Origin of the sequence: Pantoea sp. EEL5 (genome assembly GCF_049892805.1) — a bacterium.
GTDB classification, from domain to species: Bacteria; Pseudomonadota; Gammaproteobacteria; order Enterobacterales; family Enterobacteriaceae; genus Pantoea; species Pantoea ananatis.
In genome coordinates this window covers 2,183,627-2,201,518 of sequence record NZ_JBNDNJ010000001.1, presented here as the reverse complement: position 1 = coordinate 2,201,518, position 17,892 = coordinate 2,183,627, and the positions used below count along the sequence as shown (strand labels likewise).

Genomic DNA, 17,892 nt, shown 5'->3' with positions numbered 1-17,892 from the left:
GCACGCATCAGACGTGTTATTAGTGTTTATTTTAATGTGAGCAATTGAACATGTGGAAAGGATTACATCAGCTGGCTAAGCCCGAACGGCTCTATCAGTTGTGCGGTCGCCTGCTGCCGTGGTTTGCTCTGGCCAGTGCGGCGGTACTGCTGCTGGCCTGGGTATGGGGATTTGGCTATGCACCGGCAGACTACCAGCAGGGTGACAGCTTTCGCATTATGTATATCCACGTTCCGGCGGCCATGTGGTCGATGGGGATATACAGCGCGATGGCCGTTGCGGCGTTCACGGGGCTGGTCTGGCAGATGAAAATGGCCGATTTAGTGTCAGCGGCGATGGCGCCAATCGGTGCCGTGTTTACCTTTATCGCGCTGGTCACCGGTTCTGCCTGGGGCAAGCCGATGTGGGGAACCTGGTGGATATGGGATGCCAGACTGACGTCAGAACTGGTGCTGCTGTTTTTATATCTGGGCGTGATTGCGCTGTATCAGGCCTTCGACGATCGTCGCATGGCCGGGCGGGCCGCAGGCGTGCTCATTTTGGTCGGGGTGATCAATCTGCCCATCATTCATTTCTCTGTGCAGTGGTGGAATACCTTACATCAGGGATCGTCCGGGTTGCTGCAACAGGCGATCGCGCCGCCGATGCGCACGCCGCTGCGCTGGGCCATCCTGGGTGACCTGCTGTTGTTTATCACCTTAACGCTGATGCGCTTACGTAACCTGATTCTGCTTACGGAACGTAAACGTCCCTGGGCAATTGCCCTAGCGAAGACAAGGAGCAAAGTATGACGCCCGCTTTTGCCTCATGGCATGACTTCGTTGCCATGGGCGGCTACGCCTTTTATGTGTGGCTGGCGGTGGCAGGCACGCTGGTGCCGCTTTTCGCCCTGATCTTGCATAGTAGGTGGTCACACCGACGTTTGCTGGCGGACATTCGCCAGCGTGATGCACGGGAGCGCCGCCTGCGAGCGGCCAACGTTCAACGTACCGCCAACCCTACGGCAGGAGAAGAGAAGTGAATACCCGCCGTCGTAATCGCCTGTATGTCGTGGTGGCGATACTTACCGGACTTGGGCTGGCGACCGCACTGGTGATGTATGCGCTGCGGTCCAATATCGATCTGTTTTATACGCCGGGTGAAATCCTGGAGGGAAAAGGCGATGCGCACATCAAGCCTGAGCCCGGACAGCGCCTGCGCGTGGGCGGCGTCGTGATGCCTGGCAGCGTAACGCGGGATCCCCACACGCTGGCGGTTTCCTTCCAGCTTTATGATGGTCGCGGTGTGGTCAACGTGAGCTTTGTCGGCATTTTACCGGATCTGTTCCGCGAAGGTCAGGGCGTTGTCGCGCAGGGCGTACTTGAGCCCGGTAACCTGATCAAAGCCAAAGAGGTGCTGGCAAAACATGATGAAAACTATACGCCTCCCGAAATCAGCACCGCGATGAAACCCGCACCCTCTGCGCAACAGGCCGCGAATAACCCGGCAGGACGTACACCATGATGCCAGAACTGGGCAGTTTCTTACTCTGTCTTGGATTAGCGTTGGCGCTGCTGCTCAGCGTCTATCCGCTGTGGGGCGCCTGGCGCCTGGATGCCCGCCTGATGGGCATGGCGCGTCCGCTTGCCGTTGGCCTGTTTGCCTGCGTCGCGGGGGCTTTTATGCTGCTGGTCTGGGCGTTTATCGTTAACGATTTTACCGTGAGCTATGTCGTCAACAACTCAAACTCACTGCTGCCGGTTTACTACCGCATTGCGGCCACCTGGGGCGCGCATGAAGGATCGTTGCTGCTGTGGGTGCTGCTGCTGAGTGGCTGGACGCTGGCCGTGGCAATTTTCAGCCGCGGTATGCCGCAGGACGCGCTGGCCCGGGTGTTGTCAGTGATGGGGATGATCAATCTGGGCTTTTTGCTGTTTATCATCCTCACCTCTAATCCCTTCAGCCGGACGCTGCCCGATTTTCCCGTAGACGGTCGCGATCTTAATCCAATGTTGCAGGATATCGGCCTGATCTTTCATCCGCCACTGCTGTATATGGGCTATGTCGGCTTCTCCGTGGCCTTTGCTTTTGCCATCGCCTCATTAGTGGCGGGACGGCTGGATACCGCCTGGGCGCGCTGGTCGCGTCCCTGGACTACCGCCGCCTGGTTATTCCTGACCATTGGCATCGTACTCGGTTCCGCCTGGGCGTATTACGAACTGGGCTGGGGCGGCTGGTGGTTCTGGGACCCGGTGGAAAACGCCTCCTTTATGCCGTGGCTGGCGGGCACCGCCTTAATGCACTCGCTGGCGGTTACGGAAAAACGCGGCACCTTCAAGGCCTGGACGGTGCTGCTGGCTATTACCGCGTTCTCCCTGAGCCTGCTCGGCACCTTCCTGGTCCGTTCCGGCGTGCTGGTCTCGGTACATGCTTTCGCCTCCGATCCGGCGCGCGGCATGTTTATTCTCGCATTTTTGGTCATCGTGATTGGCAGCTCGCTGCTGCTGTATGCCATTAAAGGCGGCCAGGTGCGCAGTCGGGTGCAAAATGAGCTCTGGTCGCGAGAATCTTTTCTGCTGGGGAATAACGTCCTGTTAATCGCGGCCATGCTGGTGGTCCTGCTCGGCACGCTGTTACCGCTGGTGCATAAACAGTTAGGGCTGGGCAGCATTTCCGTTGGCGAACCCTTCTTTAATACCATGTTCAGTTGGCTGATGGCTCCGCTGGCGTTAATGCTCGGTATTGGGCCGTTAGTGCGCTGGCGACGCGATGAGCCACAAAAGCTGGTTCGTCGTCTGCTGATAGCGCTGCTCGTGACGCTGCTGGCCTCCGTGCTGCTGCCCTGGTGGTTGCAGGATCGTGTTGAAGCCATGACGGTGGTGGGATTACTGATGGCGGTATGGATCATCCTGTTGACCCTGATGGAGCTGCATGAGCGTGCCACTCATCGTCATCGTTTTTTTACCGGATTACGTCACCTTTCGCGCAGTCACTGGGGCATGGTGCTTGGACATCTCGGCGTGGGCGTCACCGTTATTGGCATTGCGTTCAGTACCCAATACAGCGTTGAGCGCGACGTGCGCATGAAAGCGGGCGACAGCGTCGATATCCATCACTACCATTTTGTTTTTCGTGATGTTCAGGACTTACAAGGCCCTAATTACAGCGGCGGCGTGGCGGTAATTGACGTTTCCCACAAGGGCAAGCCGGAAGCCGTGTTGTATGCGGAAAAACGCTTTTACTCTGCCGCGCGCACCATGATGACAGAGGCGGCGATCGACGGCGGCTTTACCCGTGATCTTTACGCCGCGCTGGGTGAAGAGCTCAGTGACGGTAGCTGGGCGGTGCGTATCTACTACAAACCCTTCGTCCGCTGGATCTGGTTTGGCGGCTTGTTTATGGCCGTCGGAGGGCTGTTATGTTTGCTCGACCCGCGCTATCGCTCGCGCAGGAAAGCCGATCGCGAGGTGCGGACATGAAAAAAATTCTGTTTATTCCGCTGGGATTATTTTTACTGCTGGCTGCCTCGCTGCTGTGGCAGCTGTCACGTAATGCGGAAGGGGACGATCCTTCACGGCTGGAATCGGCCTTAATTGGTAAGCCCTTGCCCGTGTTCAGGCTGGAGGCGCTGGATAAGCCAGGCAAAACCTATGATCAGCAAACGTTGATCACCGGTAAACCACTGTTGCTGAACGTCTGGGCAACCTGGTGTCCGACCTGCCGCGCCGAGCATCGCTATCTTAATGAGCTGGCAGAGCAGGGCGTTCGGGTTGTAGGGTTGAACTACAAAGACGATCGCCAGAAGGCAGTAACCTGGCTGAACACGCTGGGTAATCCTTATGCGCTCAGCCTGTATGACGGTAACGGGATGTTGGGCCTCGATCTCGGCGTTTATGGCGCACCTGAAACCTTTTTGATTGATGGCAAAGGCATTATTCGCTATCGCCATGCTGGCGATCTGAACCCGCGCGTCTGGCAACAGGAAGTCAAACCCTTGTGGGATAAATACACGAAGGAGAGCGGCGCATGAGATCCCTGATGATGATGCTCTGTGGGCTGCTGTTTAGTGCCAGCCTGTGGGCCGCGATTGATACCTATGCGTTTGACTCCGTGGCGCAGGAGGAGCAGTACCGTGAAATCACGGCCTCGCTGCGCTGTCCCAAATGCCAGAACAACAGCATCGCCGACTCTAATGCGATGATTGCGTCAGATATGCGGTTGAAAGTTTATCAACTGATGAAGCAGGGGCAGAGCCGTCAGCAAATCATCGACTATATGGTGGCGCGTTATGGCAATTTCGTCAGTTACCAGCCGCCTGTCACGCCCTCAACCCTGATCCTGTGGGCTGGCCCGGCGCTGTTTGTGATTGTGGGCGGTGCCGTGATCGTGTGGCGTAGTCGTCAGCGTAAAACCCGAAGCGAGCTTGATGACCAGGAACAACAGCGTCTGGCGGCGATTCTGAAGTCGGACAGGAAACGATAATGGCTGTCTTTTTACTCACGATTTTTCTGCTGCTGCTGGCGGCCTGCATACTGTTTTTAGCCGCAGGCTGGCGTCAACGTGAAGCCCACACGGCAGCGCGCGACAACCTTAATACGCATTTTTATCGGCAGCGGCTGGCTGAAATGACCCTGGACGAAGAGCAGGGCGTGATTGCCGATCGCGCCGTGATGGAGCAGGAGTTACAGCAAACCCTGCTTAGCGATATTCCGCCCGCTTCGGATGCCCACTCGCACCGCAGCCGTCGCTGGGTGCTGTTACCCGGCCTGATCGTTTTAGTTATCGTGTCACTGGCAAGCTATCTTAAAACCGGTGGCTTAACGCAGTTAAGTGGCTGGCTCCAGGTGCAGGAAGCGTATCCGGCGCTGCGCGCCCAGCTCATGGATCCCCATGCCCGGCCACTTACCCAAGAGCAGCTCTCTCGCCTGCAGCTCGGTTTGCGCAGCCAGCTGCAAACCGAACCTGATAACCTCAGTGGCTGGGCGATGCTGGGCCGCCTCGGTATGGTACTCAACAATGCCACGGGCGCGCGTCAGGCTTTCGAGCATGCGTTGCAGCTGGCACCGAATAATTTTGCCCTGCAGCAGGATTATGCTGAGGTGCTGACGCGATCGGGCGATCCTCAGGATAACCGCCAGGCCGGGCTGCTGCTCAAGGATCTGCTTAAACAGCATCCGCAGGATATCCGCACCCTAAGCCTGCTGGCCTATAATGCGTTTGAACAACAGCAGTATTCGCAGGCGATAGACAGCTGGCAAACCCTGTTGCAGGTGTTACCGGCCGACGATCCTCGTCGTGAGGGTATTGCGCGCAGCATTGAGCAAGCCAAAACCGATGCAGGGCAGCAAAGCAGTCAACTAACGGTCGAGGTCACGCTTTCTCCCCAGGCAGAAAAAATGTTACCGCCGGGCGGAGTCATGTATATTTCGGTGACTGACGGCGTCTCGCCCGTACCGGTCGCGGTGAAGCGCATATCGCCCGGACATTTTCCCGTGTCGCTGACGCTGGATGACAGTAATGCGATGTTGCAAGAGCGACGTCTTTCAACGCAGAAACAGATTCAGGTTCGCGTCAGGATTGCACGAAATGGCCGCGCAAATCCTGAGCCGGGCGACTGGTTTGGCGTCAGCGCGATAGTCCCCTGGGATGGCCATCAGCACATTGACGTCGCGATTGATAAACAGCAGCCTTAACCGGCTGGCGTCTGGCAATGTCTGAATCTGCCAACCGCACGGGAGATATCAGCTATGCTTGCTGGACTGCGCTGATCTACCCGCTGAAACTCAGCAGGGTATAAATAACTTATATGCACAGGGAGAAAAAAATGGATCACCGCCTGACCAGCCTGGCTTTGACCAGTGTGCTTCTGGTTGGTTGTGCCAGTTCAAAGCCTGCTGACGATGCGCCTGCAGGGCGTAGCGATCCGCTTGAAGGTTTTAACCGCACAATGTTTAACTTCAACTATAACGTGCTGGACCCTTACGTGCTGCGCCCTGTGGCAGTGGCCTGGCGCGACTATGTTCCCGTGCCTGCGCGCGCGGGCCTCAGCAACTTCCTGGGCAACCTCAGCGAACCTGCCAGTATGGTAAATGCGATTCTGGTCGGCGAACCGCGCAATGCAGGTATCCACTTTACACGTTTCTTCCTGAATACGGTGCTGGGGCTGGGCGGTTTCATTGATGTCGCCGGTAAAGCCAATCCGGAACTGGCGCGCCAGGGGCCGCAGCGTTTTGGTACCACGCTCGGTCACTATGGCGTGGGCTATGGCCCTTATGTGCAGTTACCGGCCTATGGCAGCTTCACGATACGCCAGGACGGCGGTGATTACGTCGATACGCTTTATCCTGTGCTTGGCTGGTTGACCTGGCCCATGTCCATCGGTAAATGGACGCTGGAAGGCATCGAATCGCGCGCACAGTTGCTGGACTCGGATGCTATCCTGAAACAGCAACGCGATCCTTACGCCTTTATCCGTAGCGCCTACTTCCAGCGCTACGACTTCCTGGCGCGCGGCGGCAAGCTGAAGCCAGAAGAAAATCCGAATGCGGCGGCGATCCAGGACGATCTGAAAGACATTGATTCGCAGTAAATCATGGCCCGCCAGAAGCCGCCTGTCGCAAGGGCGGCCTGATAAGCGGCCCGGGGTGATGACGTGAAGCTGCTACAGGGTTGTCACCAGGCTGCATGACGTGTGACGTTCCCGTTAGCAATAAAAAAGCGACACTCAGTGTCGCTTTTTTTATGCGTTTCGCGCATCAGAACTTGTAGTTGAAGCTTGCGCCATACAGCCAGGCTTTACCACTAGAGTTAAAGGTATAGGTGCCTTCCTGCACGGTCACTTTCTGACCGTGCATGTAAGACACGCCGACGTCTACCGATGCATCGTCGTTAAACGCATAAGAGGCACCGGCGCTCAGCCACAAACGGTCCTGATCCGGGATAGAGATAGAACGCTTGTCAGCCGGAACCGGGCTGTCATCAAAGGCGATACCGCTGCGGAAGGTCCAGTTTTTGTCGTACTGGTAGGTGGTACCCAGTGCGATGCGGTAGGCATCGTGGAAACCTTCATCTTTATAGAACAGCGTCTGGCCGTTTGAGCCCGTTGCTTTCAGCTCCTGAAACTGACTCCAGCTGGTATAGGCCAGGCTATAGTGGACGGCCCACTGTGGTGCCACTTTATGCCAGCCTGAAACTTCCCACATTTCCGGCAGGTTTAAGGTTAACGCGCCGGGAACTGTAGAGCCGTTTGTACCTGTCGGGAGATTAGTAACTTCTGGGTTATTACGAGGATTGAATGGCAGGCTACTTTTATAGTCTCCATCAAAGTCAATTTTCACTTCGGAGCGGTAGGTAAAACCAAAACGGTTATTGTCATCGACTTCGTAGAGTACGCCAGCGTTCCAGCCGTAGCCCCATTTGTCCCCCTTAAGATAGGCAACTTGCGTATCTGCGGGTATACCGAGCCGTGCGCCCGCTTCACCAGCATAGCGCTCAATTTTAGCTTTGGCATATACAGCATCAAAACCTACCCCGAAGCTGAAATGCTCATTCAAACGATAAGTCGTGCTGAGGTTCAGGTTACCCGTCATCAGGTCAGTTTTGCCGCCCAGCCCGCCCGCGGTATAACCGTTGTTAAACTCTGTCGCCAGGCCGTAGTTAGACGTCGCTGACGCGCCTACCCACCACTTGTCATTGATCGGCTGGACGTAATGCAGGTTAGGGATCCATTGGTTCGGTGCGATGTTTTTCGCGTCCAGGCTGCGGCCCGTCGGGCTTTGGCCACTGATATCCACTTCAGGATCGATGTAAACCGCACCGATTGAAAATTCAGGGCGATCCATGAGTGCCATGGTTGCCGGGTTACGACTGGCTGAGGCCGCCGTATCACCCATTGCGCCTTCGCCAGAATAAGCGCGACCTAAACCAATGGAAGAAAATTCATTTAACTGAAATCCGGCTGCATATACGTTAGAGGAAATAAGCGCTACTGCAGCTGCCACGGCTGACTTTGCGAACAGGTTTTTATGGTTCATGACCACAACCTCATGTGAATTATTATTTAACGTTGTGACGTCGCGTAACAAGGAACGGCGGATTGTATGGACTGATGTCAAATGCACATATCAGACCAGTGCGGAGAGTATAGGTCCGACCTGTACACATGTTGCAATATTGTTTTTAAAATATTTCCAATTTGATAGGTGAAAATTCGATCTGCTTAACACTTCTCGGGAATAAATGGGCAGAGCGGCAGGAGCAAAACTGATCCACATCAAATTTTATTGTGATATTCGTCACTTAGCGCGGTGTGTGTAGCGGGTTGATAAGCCAGAGCGTAAAATTTTCAGCAGAAAACTCACCCACCTTATGATGTGATGTCAGGAGAAAATCATGACAAATGCTTTAAAAAAATGTAGCGCGACGGAAACGGCTGCCTGCTGTTGCGTTGATGTTGGTACGGTGATGGATAATTCAGACTGTACGGCCAGCTGGTCAGCATGGTGTAAAGATCGCGCCGATGCCGAAACGAAACTGGCGCAGCTGACGGAAAGGGCGCGCCAGGTCGAGTCAGAACCCTGCGTTATCGATTCCAGCATGGTGGAAGAGGCCGGTGGCGTGCAGCTTAATATCGACTTTACCTTTAGCTGTCAGGCCGAAACTCTGATTTTCCAACTGGGTCTACGTTAAACATTTCGGCGCCGCTGCTCCGCGGCGTTTTTCATTTTCGTGTTTCTTATCTCACTTTTCTCCTCCTGATGTTGGCGGCGCACCCGCTTGTGGTTAACACTGTGGATCAGGTCAGACCTCTTTCGGCAATGATGCCTCGGTCACGATGTACAGGTGGATACAATGAGCAAAGCGCAGTCACTGCTGACGCGTAATGGCGAGCGCATCGCCATCACCCACGGATTACGTACGCCTTTTCTTCGCCAGGCCACGGGTTTTCACGGCATCCCTGCGGTTGAACTGGGTCGCATGGTGATCAGCGAAATCATGGCCCGAAGTGAACTCCCGGTTGAGGTGATTGAGCAACTGGTCTTCGGTCAGGTGGTGCAAATGCCGGAAGCGCCAAACATCGCACGTGAGATCGTCTTAAGCAGTGGCCTGAGCGTCAATACCGATGCTTATAGCGTCAGCCGCGCCTGCGCCACCAGCTTTCAGGCGGTGGCAAACGTCACCGAAAGCTTACTGGCAGGTACGATTTCTGCCGGCATCGCAGGTGGGGCGGACTCCTCCTCTGTGCTGCCCATTGGAGTCAGTAAAACGCTGGCGCGCGCGCTGGTGGATATGAATAAAGCGCGTGGCTTTTCACAGAAGCTGCACATTCTCCGGCGGCTGCGCCCTAAAGATCTGTTACCGGTTCCGCCTGCCGTTGCGGAGTACTCCACGGGGTTACGTATGGGGGATACCGCAGAGCAGATGGCCAAAACGCATGGCATCAGCCGGGAAGAGCAGGATGCGCTGGCCCTGCGCTCGCATCAGCGCGCGGCCCAGGCCTGGCAGTCAGGCGTACTGAGTCAGGAGGTGATGGCCGCCTTTGTGCCGCCGTGGAAAGCGCCCATCGAGCAAGATAATAATGTGCGTATGGATGCAAAAGCCGCCGACTATGCCCGGCTGCGTCCGGCATTCGACCGTCAGCACGGTACCGTTACTGCGGCAAACAGTACGCCGCTTACCGATGGGGCTGCGGCGGTCATTTTAATGCGTGAAGGCCGGGCAAAAGAGCTTGGAATACAGCCGCTGGGCTATTTACGCAGCTATGCGTTTACCGCTATCGACGTCTGGCAGGACATGCTGTTAGGGCCGGCCTACGCCTCGCCGCTGGCGCTGGATCGTGCCGGGATAACCCTAAAGGATTTGACCCTGATTGATATGCACGAAGCCTTTGCCGCTCAGACATTAAGCAACCTGAAAATGTTTCGTGATGAACGTTTTGCCCGGGACGTGTTAAACCGCGCCCATGCGCTGGGCGAAGTTGACGAGGCACGTTTTAATGTCTCGGGCGGATCGATCGCCTTTGGGCATCCGTTTGCCGCAACCGGCGCACGCATGATTACCCAGACGTTAAATGAATTACGCCGCCGGGGCGGCGGGCTGGGTTTAGTCACAGCCTGCGCCGCCGGGGGTTTAGGGGCAGCAATGGTTCTGGAGGCCGAATAATGGAACAGAGCGCGTTCACATTACAGATGCGGGACGATCATGTAGGCGTGATCACCATTGATGTACCCAATGAAAAGATGAATACGCTTAAAGCGGCATTCGCGGCACAGATTGCGGTAATTATTGCGGAAGCACGCAAGCATCCGCAACTGCTGGGGCTGGTGCTGATTTCAGGCAAACCTGACAACTTTATTGCAGGGGCTGATATCAGCATGATCGATCGCTGCCAGAGCGCCCACGAGGCAGAAGCGCTGGCCAGACAAGGGCAGGACGTGATGGCGGCGATTGCGGCATTGCCATTTCCTGTGGTGGCGGCAATCCATGGTGCTTGTCTGGGCGGCGGGCTTGAGCTGGCGCTGGCCTGCAACGCGCGCATCTGTTCGCTGGACGATAAAACCCGTATTGGCCTGCCTGAAGTGCAGTTGGGGCTGCTGCCGGGGTCGGGCGGCACGCAGCGCCTGCCTCGCTTAATCGGCGTACAGAAAGCCTTACCGCTTATCCTTACCGGTAAGAACCTGCGGGCCAGGCAGGCGAAAAAGCTGGGCATTGTTGATGATGCCGTGCCGCAGGCCATCCTGCTTGACGCCGCCGTTGGACTGGTGAAGAAAGGGAAATACCGCAGAGCGCCGCTGCCCCTGCGCGATCGTCTGCTGCAGGGCCCGATGGCTCGTCAGGCGCTGTTCGCACTGGCCAGACGCGAAACAGATCGTAAAACCCAGGGTAACTACCCAGCGGCACGACGCATTATCGAGGTGGTTCGCATCGGCCTGGAGCAGAGCAGCCAGGCCGGTTACGCCGCGGAAGCGCGGGCGTTTGGCGAACTGGCGATGACGCCAGAGTCGGCCGCGCTGCGCAGCCTGTTTTTTGCTTCCACCGCCATCAAGAAAGAGAACGGCACCCAGGCTGAACCACGACCACTCCAACGGGTCGGTGTGCTGGGCGGCGGGCTGATGGGCGGCGGGATCGCCAGCGTCAGCGCCGTTAATGCGGGGCTACCGGTGCGCATCAAGGATATCAGTCTTAAAGGCATCAACCATGCCCTGCAAACCAGTTGGGATCTGCTGAGTAAAAAAGTGAAACGCCGGCAAATCAGTCCGGCACAGCGTCAGCAGCAGATGGCGCGCATCAGCGGCAGTACCGACTATCAGGGATTCACCCAGCGCGATATCGTGATTGAGGCGGTCTTTGAGGACCTGGATCTGAAAAGACAGATGGTGGCGGACGTCGAGGCGAACTGTCAGCCTCAGACGATCTTTGCTTCCAATACCTCATCGATTCCCATTGCCGAGATTGCGGCGACGGCACGGCGCCCGGAGAACATCATCGGCCTGCACTATTTTAGCCCGGTGGAAAAAATGCCGCTGGTCGAGGTGATCCCGCATGCCACGACATCGCCTGAAACGCTTGCCAGTACGGTAATGCTGGCACGGAAACAGGGTAAAACGCCGATAGTGGTGGCCGATAAACCTGGTTTTTACGTCAACCGTATCCTCACACCTTACATCAACGAGGCCATGCGCTGCGTGGTGGAGGGGGAACCGATCGATCACATTGATCGGGCGCTGGTGAAGGCGGGATTCCCGGTGGGGCCGGTTCAGCTACTGGATGAAGTTGGCATTGATGTCGGCAGTAAGATTTCACCGGGCCTGCAGCAGGCTTATGGCGAGCGGTTTGCCGCGCCTTCCGCGCTGGATGCCGTGATTAAAGACGGTCGCAAAGGACGCAAAAACGGTAGGGGATTCTACCTGTACGGATCGTCGCGTCTGTCGCGTAAGAAGGTCGATCCGGCGGTGTACGGCTTAGTGAAGACCCGGCCGGTGGCAAAGCAAAGCGGCGCCCAGATTGCCGAACGGTGCATGATGATGATGTTAAACGAAGCGGTGCGTTGCCTGGATGAGCAGGTTATCCGCTCGCCGCGGGACGGCGATATCGGTGCGGTGTTTGGCATTGGTTTTCCCCCCTTTTTGGGCGGGCCGTTCCATTACATCGACAGGCTGGGCGCGGCAGAAATCGTCAACAGATTAACGCGGCTTCAGCAACAGTACGGAGACCGTTTTGCGCCCTGTGACGCGTTGCTGCGCGCAGCGGAGCAGCAGACAAAGTTTTACACTTCTTCATAAATTCGAATACCCACTCCGATTCAGGGGGTTAGAAACGCGCCGCACAAGCGTGAGGCGCTGCACGAATCTGACAGGTGCTTATTTAATAAACAACCGGTTGACTATACTGAAGTCATTAGGGTACAACACGACGTTCATTCGCAGAATGAAGCGCCTGATGCGGATGCATCAGGCGATGTCGACAAACAACAGCGGTGCTTTATGCAAGTTTTTATCATGCGTCACGGCGATGCGGCTCTTGAGGCTGCCAGTGATTCAGTCAGGCCTTTAACGCTTTGTGGATGTGACGAATCACGTCAAATGGCGAACTGGTTAAAAGGTCAGTCTGTTGACATTGAACGTGTACTGGTCAGCCCCTATCTCCGTGCGCAGCAGACGCTTGCCACATTTCGTGAGGCGTTCCCTTTGCCAGAAGGGGAGGATATTTTGCCGGAACTGACCCCCGGCGGCGATCCCGGTCTGGTCGGATGCTATTTGCAGGCACTGGCGAATGAAGGGGTTAAATCGGCGCTGGTTATCTCCCACTTGCCACTGGTGGGCTATCTGGTGTCGGAGCTTTGCCCCCAGGAAACCCCACCGATGTTTGCCACCTCGGCCATTGCCTGCATTGACTTCGATCCGGCTGAAAGTCAGGGCAAACTGTTATGGCAGGTCAGCCCCAAAAAACTCGCGAAAGCGATGTAATAATGTCGGGCCATTTACTGGCCCGAACATGAAAACGACCCCCGAACGTCATTCCCGTCTGCTTCTTTCCCTGCAGGTCAGGCAATCACAAAACGTGATACTGAGCCCGCCAGCGTTTGCGCCTGGTCATGGAGCGCGCTTGCCGCCGCAGACGACTGTTCCACCAGGGCCGCGTTTTGCTGCGTCACGTTATCCATTTCAACGATAGCCACGCCGACCTGCGCAATGCCGCGGTTCTGCTCTTCAGACGCGTGAGAGATCTCGTTCAGTATCTCTGTCACATTGCTGACCGAGGTGACGATTTCTCCCATAGTGTTACCTGTCTGACTGACCAGCTGTGAACCGGCGCGGATGCGGGCAACCGAGTCCTGAATAAGCGCTTCGATTTCTTTTGCCGCCAGCGCGCTGCGCTGCGCCAGATTTCTCACTTCACTGGCGACGACGGCAAAACCACGGCCCTGTTCGCCAGCCCTTGCCGCTTCTACCGCGGCGTTCAGTGCCAGAATGTTGGTCTGAAACGCAATACTGTTAATGACGGAGGTGATCTCGGAGATTTTCCCCGAGCTGGCAGAAATTTCATCCATGGTGCTGACGACATTGGTCACCAGCTCTCCGCCACGGCTCGCCGTGTCAAAGGTTTGCTGCGCCAGCCTGCTGGAATGATGAATATTATCGGCGTTCTGTTTTACTGTCGCAGTCAACTGCTCCATGCTGGCTGCCGTTTGCGCAAGGGCCGCTGCCTGGCTTTCTGTCCGTGCCGATAAATCATTATTCCCGGAGGCGATTTCTGCGGAAGCCTGGCTGACGCTGGTGACGCCGCTGCGAATCCCGCTGATAATCCGTCGCAGTTCATCGCTCATCTCGCCTACCGCGCGCATGAGCTCGCCCAGCTCATCCCGACGGGTCGAGTTGAGCATGATGCTGAGGTTGCCACGCGCCATCTGGTTCGCCACGTTTAGCAGTTCAGAAAGTGGACGCGTCAGCTGTCGGGTAATGAACAGGGCGATAACAATACCTGCCACGATGGCAGCGATAACAATGGCAGCCATTAACCACACGGCCTGTCCGGCATCGTGATTGGTGGCATCCAGCTGTTGCGTAAACAAGTTATTGCTCATGTCCGTCAGGGTCTTACCCGCAACCGCCAGCTCGGCCGTGGCCTCTTCGCCTGCTTTCACGGAGGCCATCAGCGCATTAATGTCAGCTTGTTTCCCGTTAAGCTGTTCGCTGATTTTTGCGAGCGTTGCACTGTCTGACGGGTTAAGGCGAGGCGCAACCTGTGCGATAAGCCCGACGGTTTCAGTGAGGAAGTTGCTGAGTGCGCTGCGATCGGCATCTTTGTGCTCAAGGCCAAAGAGTTTCACCCGCACCGCGACGCCAGCCAGATGCTTATTGATTTCCTGTAAGGCTGCGGCAACCTGCGCGTCATTGCTGCTGCTCGTGGCAAGCTGGCTGATCCCCCGCATTTCTTCTTCGACAGACAGGCTTTGTAAAGCCTGAGCCCCATTACGGACGGCCTGCACGGTTTCGGCCCGTTTCTGCCGGTAAGTGGCAATGGCGGACGGCATCGCCGTAATCATGGCCTGCTGACTGGCATCCCAGCGGAAAGCGCCCAGGTTTTTCAGATTCTGATCCACCTCTTTCAGCATGGTTTCGTTTATGTCGATGAATTTCTCATCATGCGTTTTAACGAACTGCAGTCGGGCATCTTTGGCCTGTGAAAACCGATCGTTGACACTTTTCAGCTCCCTGAGCTTTTCGGCCCGGACGCTAATATCGTTGAGGTTTTTAATACCGCATATCGCCACGGCCAGACTCAAAAGCAAAATCAGTCCAAAACCGAGCATTAACTTTTTACCTACGTTTAAATTCTCAAAAAAATGACTTAATGCGCTCATTCAAAATGTTCCCTTGGTCAATACGCCAAAATGTTGAAGCCTAATGTGCCTAAATGCCTAGACGTTATCGGCAAGGGAAAACTTGTATTGAATATAAATAGTTTCTTAAGCAAATAGTCTGCGTCAGCCTGAACAGAAAGCAGCAGAACGCCTGGCCAAACAGGGGCGGGATCGGGCGTTTAAGGGGAGCGACGTGTGAGTCCGTTTAACGGGCTCACACGTCAAAGGGGGAGGCAGCGGGGCAAGGTGCTTAAGCCGTTTTGCTGCCTGAATGTCAGGGCAGCTCTGGCGGTTGCCACTCTTCTACTTCAATCAGCACCAGCAAGGCAGCGTCGCCACCAAACATTTTAGGTGCCTGGTGAAAGGCCATTACCCAGGGATGTTGAGCCAGCCAAAGCGGCGTTTGCTGCTTTAGAATATGTTTACCATGTCCGGTCATCACGCTGGCGCAAAAAAGGTGTTCGCGACGACAGGCGGCAATTAGCGCGCCTAACTCCTGCTTGGCCTGCATCTGTGTTAACCCATGCAGATCGAGAAAAATCTCTGGCGTGTAATCGCCCCGACGCAGCTTTTTCAGCTCAAAATGGCTCACGTCCGCGCGCACATAGCGCGTCGCCCCTTCAGTGGAAAGCAGCGGCTGGAACTCATCGGAAAAGTAGTGGCTGTTATCCGCCTGTTCAGACAGCAGCCTTTTTATCGGCACTTCCCGGGTTTTAACCGCCGGTTTGTGTACGATAGTGTCTTGTTTTAACTGACGCGTTCCTGTCATCAACTGGCGAAACAGCGCTTGATCATCCTGGCTCAGGGGGTTTTTTTTACTCATGGGTGGTGAATCATGTCTGAGGTGGCTGATTAACAGCAGAAGCCGATACCTTACCGTTAACCGTCATTAATTGTCAGCTTTTTCACCTTGCTGCGCTGAATTCTCCTCGGCTTCGTGGCAAACTATCGGCCGAATTAGTAAAAGGCCTGCGGAGGGCTACGTGGACAAAATTTTCGTCGATGAGGCAGTGAACGAACTGCACACCATTCAGGATATGCTGCGCTGGTCAGTGAGCCGCTTTACGGCTGCCGGAATCTGGTACGGACACGGCACAGATAACCCCTGGGACGAAGCTGTCCAGCTGGTCCTGCCCACGCTGTGGTTGCCCCTGGATATCCCTGAAGACATGCGCAACGCGCGCCTTACGGCCAGCGAACGCCATCGTATTGTTGAGCGCGTCATTCGCCGCGTGAACGAGCGCATTCCGGTCGCCTATCTCACGAATAAAGCCTGGTTCTGCGGCCATGAGTTTTACGTTGATGAACGGGTTCTGGTTCCCCGTTCGCCCATTGGGGAACTGATTGAAAACCGCTTTGCTGGTCTGATCACGGACAAACCGCGACATATTCTGGACATGTGCACCGGCAGCGGCTGTATTGCGATTGCCTGCGCCTATGCCTTTCCGGACGCAGAAGTGGATGCAGTGGATATTTCCCACGATGCGCTGGCGGTCGCCGAGCAAAATATTGAAGAGCACGGCCTGATTCATCACGTCACGCCGATCCGCGCCGATCTGTTCCGCGAACTCCCGCCGGTGCAGTACGACCTGATCGTGACGAATCCGCCCTATGTCGATGCGGAAGATATGGACGATCTGCCGAGCGAGTATCAGCATGAACCCGAACTGGGGCTGGCGGCGGGTAGCGATGGCCTTAAACTGGTGCGCCGCATTCTTGCCTGCGCGCCGGGCTACCTGAGCGAGCAGGGCGTGCTGATTTGCGAAGTGGGCAACAGCATGGTGCACATGATGGAACAGTATCCCGATGTGCCCTTTACCTGGCTGGAGTTCGACAATGGCGGCGACGGCGTCTTTATGCTCACCCGCCAGCAGATCGTGGATGCACAGCACCATTTCTCATTTTATAAAGACTAAAAGGATGGGCGAACTTTCGCCCGTCAAACCGTAACAAGGAATCTCAATGGCCGGAAACAGCATCGGACAGTTCTTTCGCGTCACCACCTTTGGTGAATCTCACGGTATTGCCCTGGGCTGTATTGTTGATGGCGTGCCGCCGGGCATCCCGTTAACCGAAGCCGATATCCAGCACGATCTCGACCGTCGTCGTCCAGGCACGTCGCGCTATACCACCCAGCGCCGTGAGCCGGATCAGGTGAAAATTTTGTCTGGCGTGTTTGAAGGTGTGACCACCGGTACCTCGATCGGCCTGCTGATTGAGAACACCGATCAGCGCTCGCAGGATTATGGTGCCATTAAAGATCTGTTCCGTCCTGGCCATGCGGATTACACCTATGAGCAGAAGTACGGTACGCGTGACTACCGTGGTGGCGGCCGTTCATCAGCACGCGAAACCGCGATGCGCGTGGCTGCTGGGGCGATTGCCAAAAAATATCTGCAGATGAAGCACGATATTGTGGTTCGCGGCTATCTGGCGCAGATCGGCGACGTGGCCTGTGAACTGAAAGACTGGAGCATTGTGGAAGATAATCCTTTCTTTTGCCCGGATGCGGACAAGCTGGACGCGCTGGACGAGCTGATGCGCGGCCTGAAGAAGGAAGGCGATTCGATTGGGGCCAAGGTCACGGTCATGGCGGAAAACGTACCACCAGGCCTGGGCGAGCCGGTTTTTGATCGCCTGGATGCCGACCTGGCGCATGCGCTCATGAGCATTAATGCGGTGAAAGGGGTAGAAATCGGCGACGGTTTTGCCGTGGTTAATCAGCGTGGCAGTCAGCATCGCGATGAAATTCGCGCCAGTGGTTTCCAGAGCAACCATGCGGGCGGTATTCTGGGCGGCATCAGCAGCGGTCAGACAATCAGCGCCAATCTGGCCATGAAGCCCACCTCCAGTATTACCGTGCCGGGGAAAACCATCACCCGCGACGGCGAGGAAGTGGAGATGATCACGAAAGGTCGCCACGATCCCTGCGTGGGCATCCGTGCCGTGCCGATTGCCGAAGCCATGATGGCCATCGTGCTGATGGATCATCTGCTGCGCCAGCGCGCGCAGTGTGGCGATGTGCACTCCACCGTGCCACGTTGGTAAGC

At 56.0% G+C, this 17,892-nt stretch carries 17 protein-coding genes; 14 read left to right on the top strand and 3 right to left on the bottom strand.

Annotated features, from left to right (window positions below):
* Nucleotides 1-50: 50 nt before the first annotated feature.
* The 8 genes from ACPXSQ_RS10275 (at nucleotide 51) to mlaA (ending at nucleotide 6,568) form a co-directional block, all read left to right on the top strand.
* A complete protein-coding gene (locus ACPXSQ_RS10275; RefSeq protein ID WP_014594213.1) occupies nucleotides 51-791 on the top strand; it encodes a heme ABC transporter permease in 741 nt (246 codons plus the stop codon).
* Nucleotides 788-1,021, top strand: a complete 234-nt coding sequence (ccmD, locus tag ACPXSQ_RS10270; RefSeq protein WP_013026580.1) for a heme exporter protein CcmD — start codon at nucleotides 788-790, stop codon at nucleotides 1,019-1,021. The genes ACPXSQ_RS10275 and ccmD overlap by 4 nt, the downstream gene beginning before the upstream one ends.
* Nucleotides 1,018-1,503, top strand: coding sequence for a cytochrome c maturation protein CcmE (gene ccmE / locus ACPXSQ_RS10265; RefSeq protein WP_014594211.1), 486 nt, complete (start codon nucleotides 1,018-1,020; stop codon nucleotides 1,501-1,503). Before ccmD ends, ccmE begins: the two co-directional genes overlap by 4 nt.
* A complete protein-coding gene (locus tag ACPXSQ_RS10260) occupies nucleotides 1,500-3,458 on the top strand; it encodes a heme lyase CcmF/NrfE family subunit (protein WP_426143580.1) in 1,959 nt (652 codons plus the stop codon). The genes ccmE and ACPXSQ_RS10260 overlap by 4 nt, the downstream gene beginning before the upstream one ends.
* Nucleotides 3,455-4,009, top strand: coding sequence for a DsbE family thiol:disulfide interchange protein (locus ACPXSQ_RS10255; protein ID WP_426143579.1), 555 nt, complete (start codon nucleotides 3,455-3,457; stop codon nucleotides 4,007-4,009). Before ACPXSQ_RS10260 ends, ACPXSQ_RS10255 begins: the two co-directional genes overlap by 4 nt.
* Nucleotides 4,006-4,461 carry a cytochrome c-type biogenesis protein gene (locus ACPXSQ_RS10250; protein ID WP_028715423.1) on the top strand — a complete coding sequence of 152 codons (456 nt, stop codon included), beginning with the start codon at nucleotides 4,006-4,008 and terminating at the stop codon, nucleotides 4,459-4,461. The genes ACPXSQ_RS10255 and ACPXSQ_RS10250 overlap by 4 nt, the downstream gene beginning before the upstream one ends.
* Nucleotides 4,461-5,672 carry a c-type cytochrome biogenesis protein CcmI gene (ccmI, locus tag ACPXSQ_RS10245; protein WP_426143577.1) on the top strand — a complete coding sequence of 404 codons (1,212 nt, stop codon included), beginning with the start codon at nucleotides 4,461-4,463 and terminating at the stop codon, nucleotides 5,670-5,672. Before ACPXSQ_RS10250 ends, ccmI begins: the two co-directional genes overlap by 1 nt.
* Nucleotides 5,673-5,803: 131 nt before the next feature.
* A complete protein-coding gene (mlaA, locus tag ACPXSQ_RS10240) occupies nucleotides 5,804-6,568 on the top strand; it encodes a phospholipid-binding lipoprotein MlaA (protein WP_014605347.1) in 765 nt (254 codons plus the stop codon).
* Nucleotides 6,569-6,734: 166 nt separating this feature from the next.
* Here the strand turns inward: mlaA and fadL are convergent, their stop codons facing one another.
* Entirely contained in the window at nucleotides 6,735-8,012 is a 1,278-nt protein-coding gene (fadL, locus tag ACPXSQ_RS10235; protein WP_014594206.1) for a long-chain fatty acid transporter FadL, read from the bottom strand.
* Between the two features lie 358 nt (nucleotides 8,013-8,370).
* Here fadL and ACPXSQ_RS10230 point away from each other — a divergent pair, with 358 nt between their 5' ends.
* From ACPXSQ_RS10230 to sixA, 4 genes are all read left to right on the top strand, one after another.
* On the top strand, nucleotides 8,371-8,667 hold the full coding sequence (locus ACPXSQ_RS10230) for a YfcZ/YiiS family protein (protein ID WP_014594205.1): 297 nt from the start codon (nucleotides 8,371-8,373) through the stop codon (nucleotides 8,665-8,667).
* Between the two features lie 162 nt (nucleotides 8,668-8,829).
* Nucleotides 8,830-10,140, top strand: a complete 1,311-nt coding sequence (gene fadI / locus ACPXSQ_RS10225; RefSeq protein ID WP_014594204.1) for an acetyl-CoA C-acyltransferase FadI — start codon at nucleotides 8,830-8,832, stop codon at nucleotides 10,138-10,140.
* Nucleotides 10,140-12,260, top strand: a complete 2,121-nt coding sequence (gene fadJ / locus ACPXSQ_RS10220; protein ID WP_426143574.1) for a fatty acid oxidation complex subunit alpha FadJ — start codon at nucleotides 10,140-10,142, stop codon at nucleotides 12,258-12,260. Before fadI ends, fadJ begins: the two co-directional genes overlap by 1 nt.
* Before the next feature lie 201 nt (nucleotides 12,261-12,461).
* A complete protein-coding gene (gene sixA, locus ACPXSQ_RS10215) occupies nucleotides 12,462-12,944 on the top strand; it encodes a phosphohistidine phosphatase SixA (protein WP_013026570.1) in 483 nt (160 codons plus the stop codon).
* Nucleotides 12,945-13,021: 77 nt separating this feature from the next.
* Here the strand turns inward: sixA and ACPXSQ_RS10210 are convergent, their stop codons facing one another.
* Together ACPXSQ_RS10210 and smrB are read right to left on the bottom strand one after the other, a co-directional pair.
* A complete protein-coding gene (locus tag ACPXSQ_RS10210; RefSeq protein ID WP_210523757.1) occupies nucleotides 13,022-14,842 on the bottom strand; it encodes a methyl-accepting chemotaxis protein in 1,821 nt (606 codons plus the stop codon).
* A 274-nt stretch (nucleotides 14,843-15,116) separates the two neighbouring features.
* The gene (smrB, locus tag ACPXSQ_RS10205; protein WP_013026568.1) at nucleotides 15,117-15,665 is read right to left on the bottom strand and encodes an endonuclease SmrB; all 549 of its coding nucleotides are present in this window, start codon (nucleotides 15,663-15,665) and stop codon (nucleotides 15,117-15,119) included.
* A gap of 160 nt (nucleotides 15,666-15,825) precedes the next feature.
* Here smrB and prmB point away from each other — a divergent pair, with 160 nt between their 5' ends.
* Both prmB and aroC read left to right on the top strand, forming a co-directional pair.
* Nucleotides 15,826-16,758 carry a 50S ribosomal protein L3 N(5)-glutamine methyltransferase gene (gene prmB / locus ACPXSQ_RS10200; RefSeq protein ID WP_014605352.1) on the top strand — a complete coding sequence of 311 codons (933 nt, stop codon included), beginning with the start codon at nucleotides 15,826-15,828 and terminating at the stop codon, nucleotides 16,756-16,758.
* Between the two features lie 46 nt (nucleotides 16,759-16,804).
* Entirely contained in the window at nucleotides 16,805-17,890 is a 1,086-nt protein-coding gene (gene aroC, locus ACPXSQ_RS10195; RefSeq protein ID WP_014605353.1) for a chorismate synthase, read from the top strand.
* Nucleotides 17,891-17,892 lie beyond the last annotated feature (2 nt).

Coding starts and splice junctions, on each gene's coding strand:
- ACPXSQ_RS10275 (WP_014594213.1), top strand. CDS start 51: ATGTGGAAAGGATTACATCAGCTGGCTAAGCCCGAACGGCTCTATCAG.
- ccmD (WP_013026580.1), top strand. CDS start 788: ATGACGCCCGCTTTTGCCTCATGGCATGACTTCGTTGCCATGGGCGGC.
- ACPXSQ_RS10260 (WP_426143580.1), top strand. CDS start 1,500: ATGATGCCAGAACTGGGCAGTTTCTTACTCTGTCTTGGATTAGCGTTG.
- ACPXSQ_RS10255 (WP_426143579.1), top strand. CDS start 3,455: ATGAAAAAAATTCTGTTTATTCCGCTGGGATTATTTTTACTGCTGGCT.
- ACPXSQ_RS10250 (WP_028715423.1), top strand. CDS start 4,006: ATGAGATCCCTGATGATGATGCTCTGTGGGCTGCTGTTTAGTGCCAGC.
- ccmI (WP_426143577.1), top strand. CDS start 4,461: ATGGCTGTCTTTTTACTCACGATTTTTCTGCTGCTGCTGGCGGCCTGC.
- mlaA (WP_014605347.1), top strand. CDS start 5,804: ATGGATCACCGCCTGACCAGCCTGGCTTTGACCAGTGTGCTTCTGGTT.
- fadL (WP_014594206.1), bottom strand. CDS start 8,012: ATGAACCATAAAAACCTGTTCGCAAAGTCAGCCGTGGCAGCTGCAGTA.
- ACPXSQ_RS10230 (WP_014594205.1), top strand. CDS start 8,371: ATGACAAATGCTTTAAAAAAATGTAGCGCGACGGAAACGGCTGCCTGC.
- fadI (WP_014594204.1), top strand. CDS start 8,830: ATGAGCAAAGCGCAGTCACTGCTGACGCGTAATGGCGAGCGCATCGCC.
- fadJ (WP_426143574.1), top strand. CDS start 10,140: ATGGAACAGAGCGCGTTCACATTACAGATGCGGGACGATCATGTAGGC.
- sixA (WP_013026570.1), top strand. CDS start 12,462: ATGCAAGTTTTTATCATGCGTCACGGCGATGCGGCTCTTGAGGCTGCC.
- ACPXSQ_RS10210 (WP_210523757.1), bottom strand. CDS start 14,842: ATGAGCGCATTAAGTCATTTTTTTGAGAATTTAAACGTAGGTAAAAAG.
- smrB (WP_013026568.1), bottom strand. CDS start 15,665: ATGAGTAAAAAAAACCCCCTGAGCCAGGATGATCAAGCGCTGTTTCGC.
- aroC (WP_014605353.1), top strand. CDS start 16,805: ATGGCCGGAAACAGCATCGGACAGTTCTTTCGCGTCACCACCTTTGGT.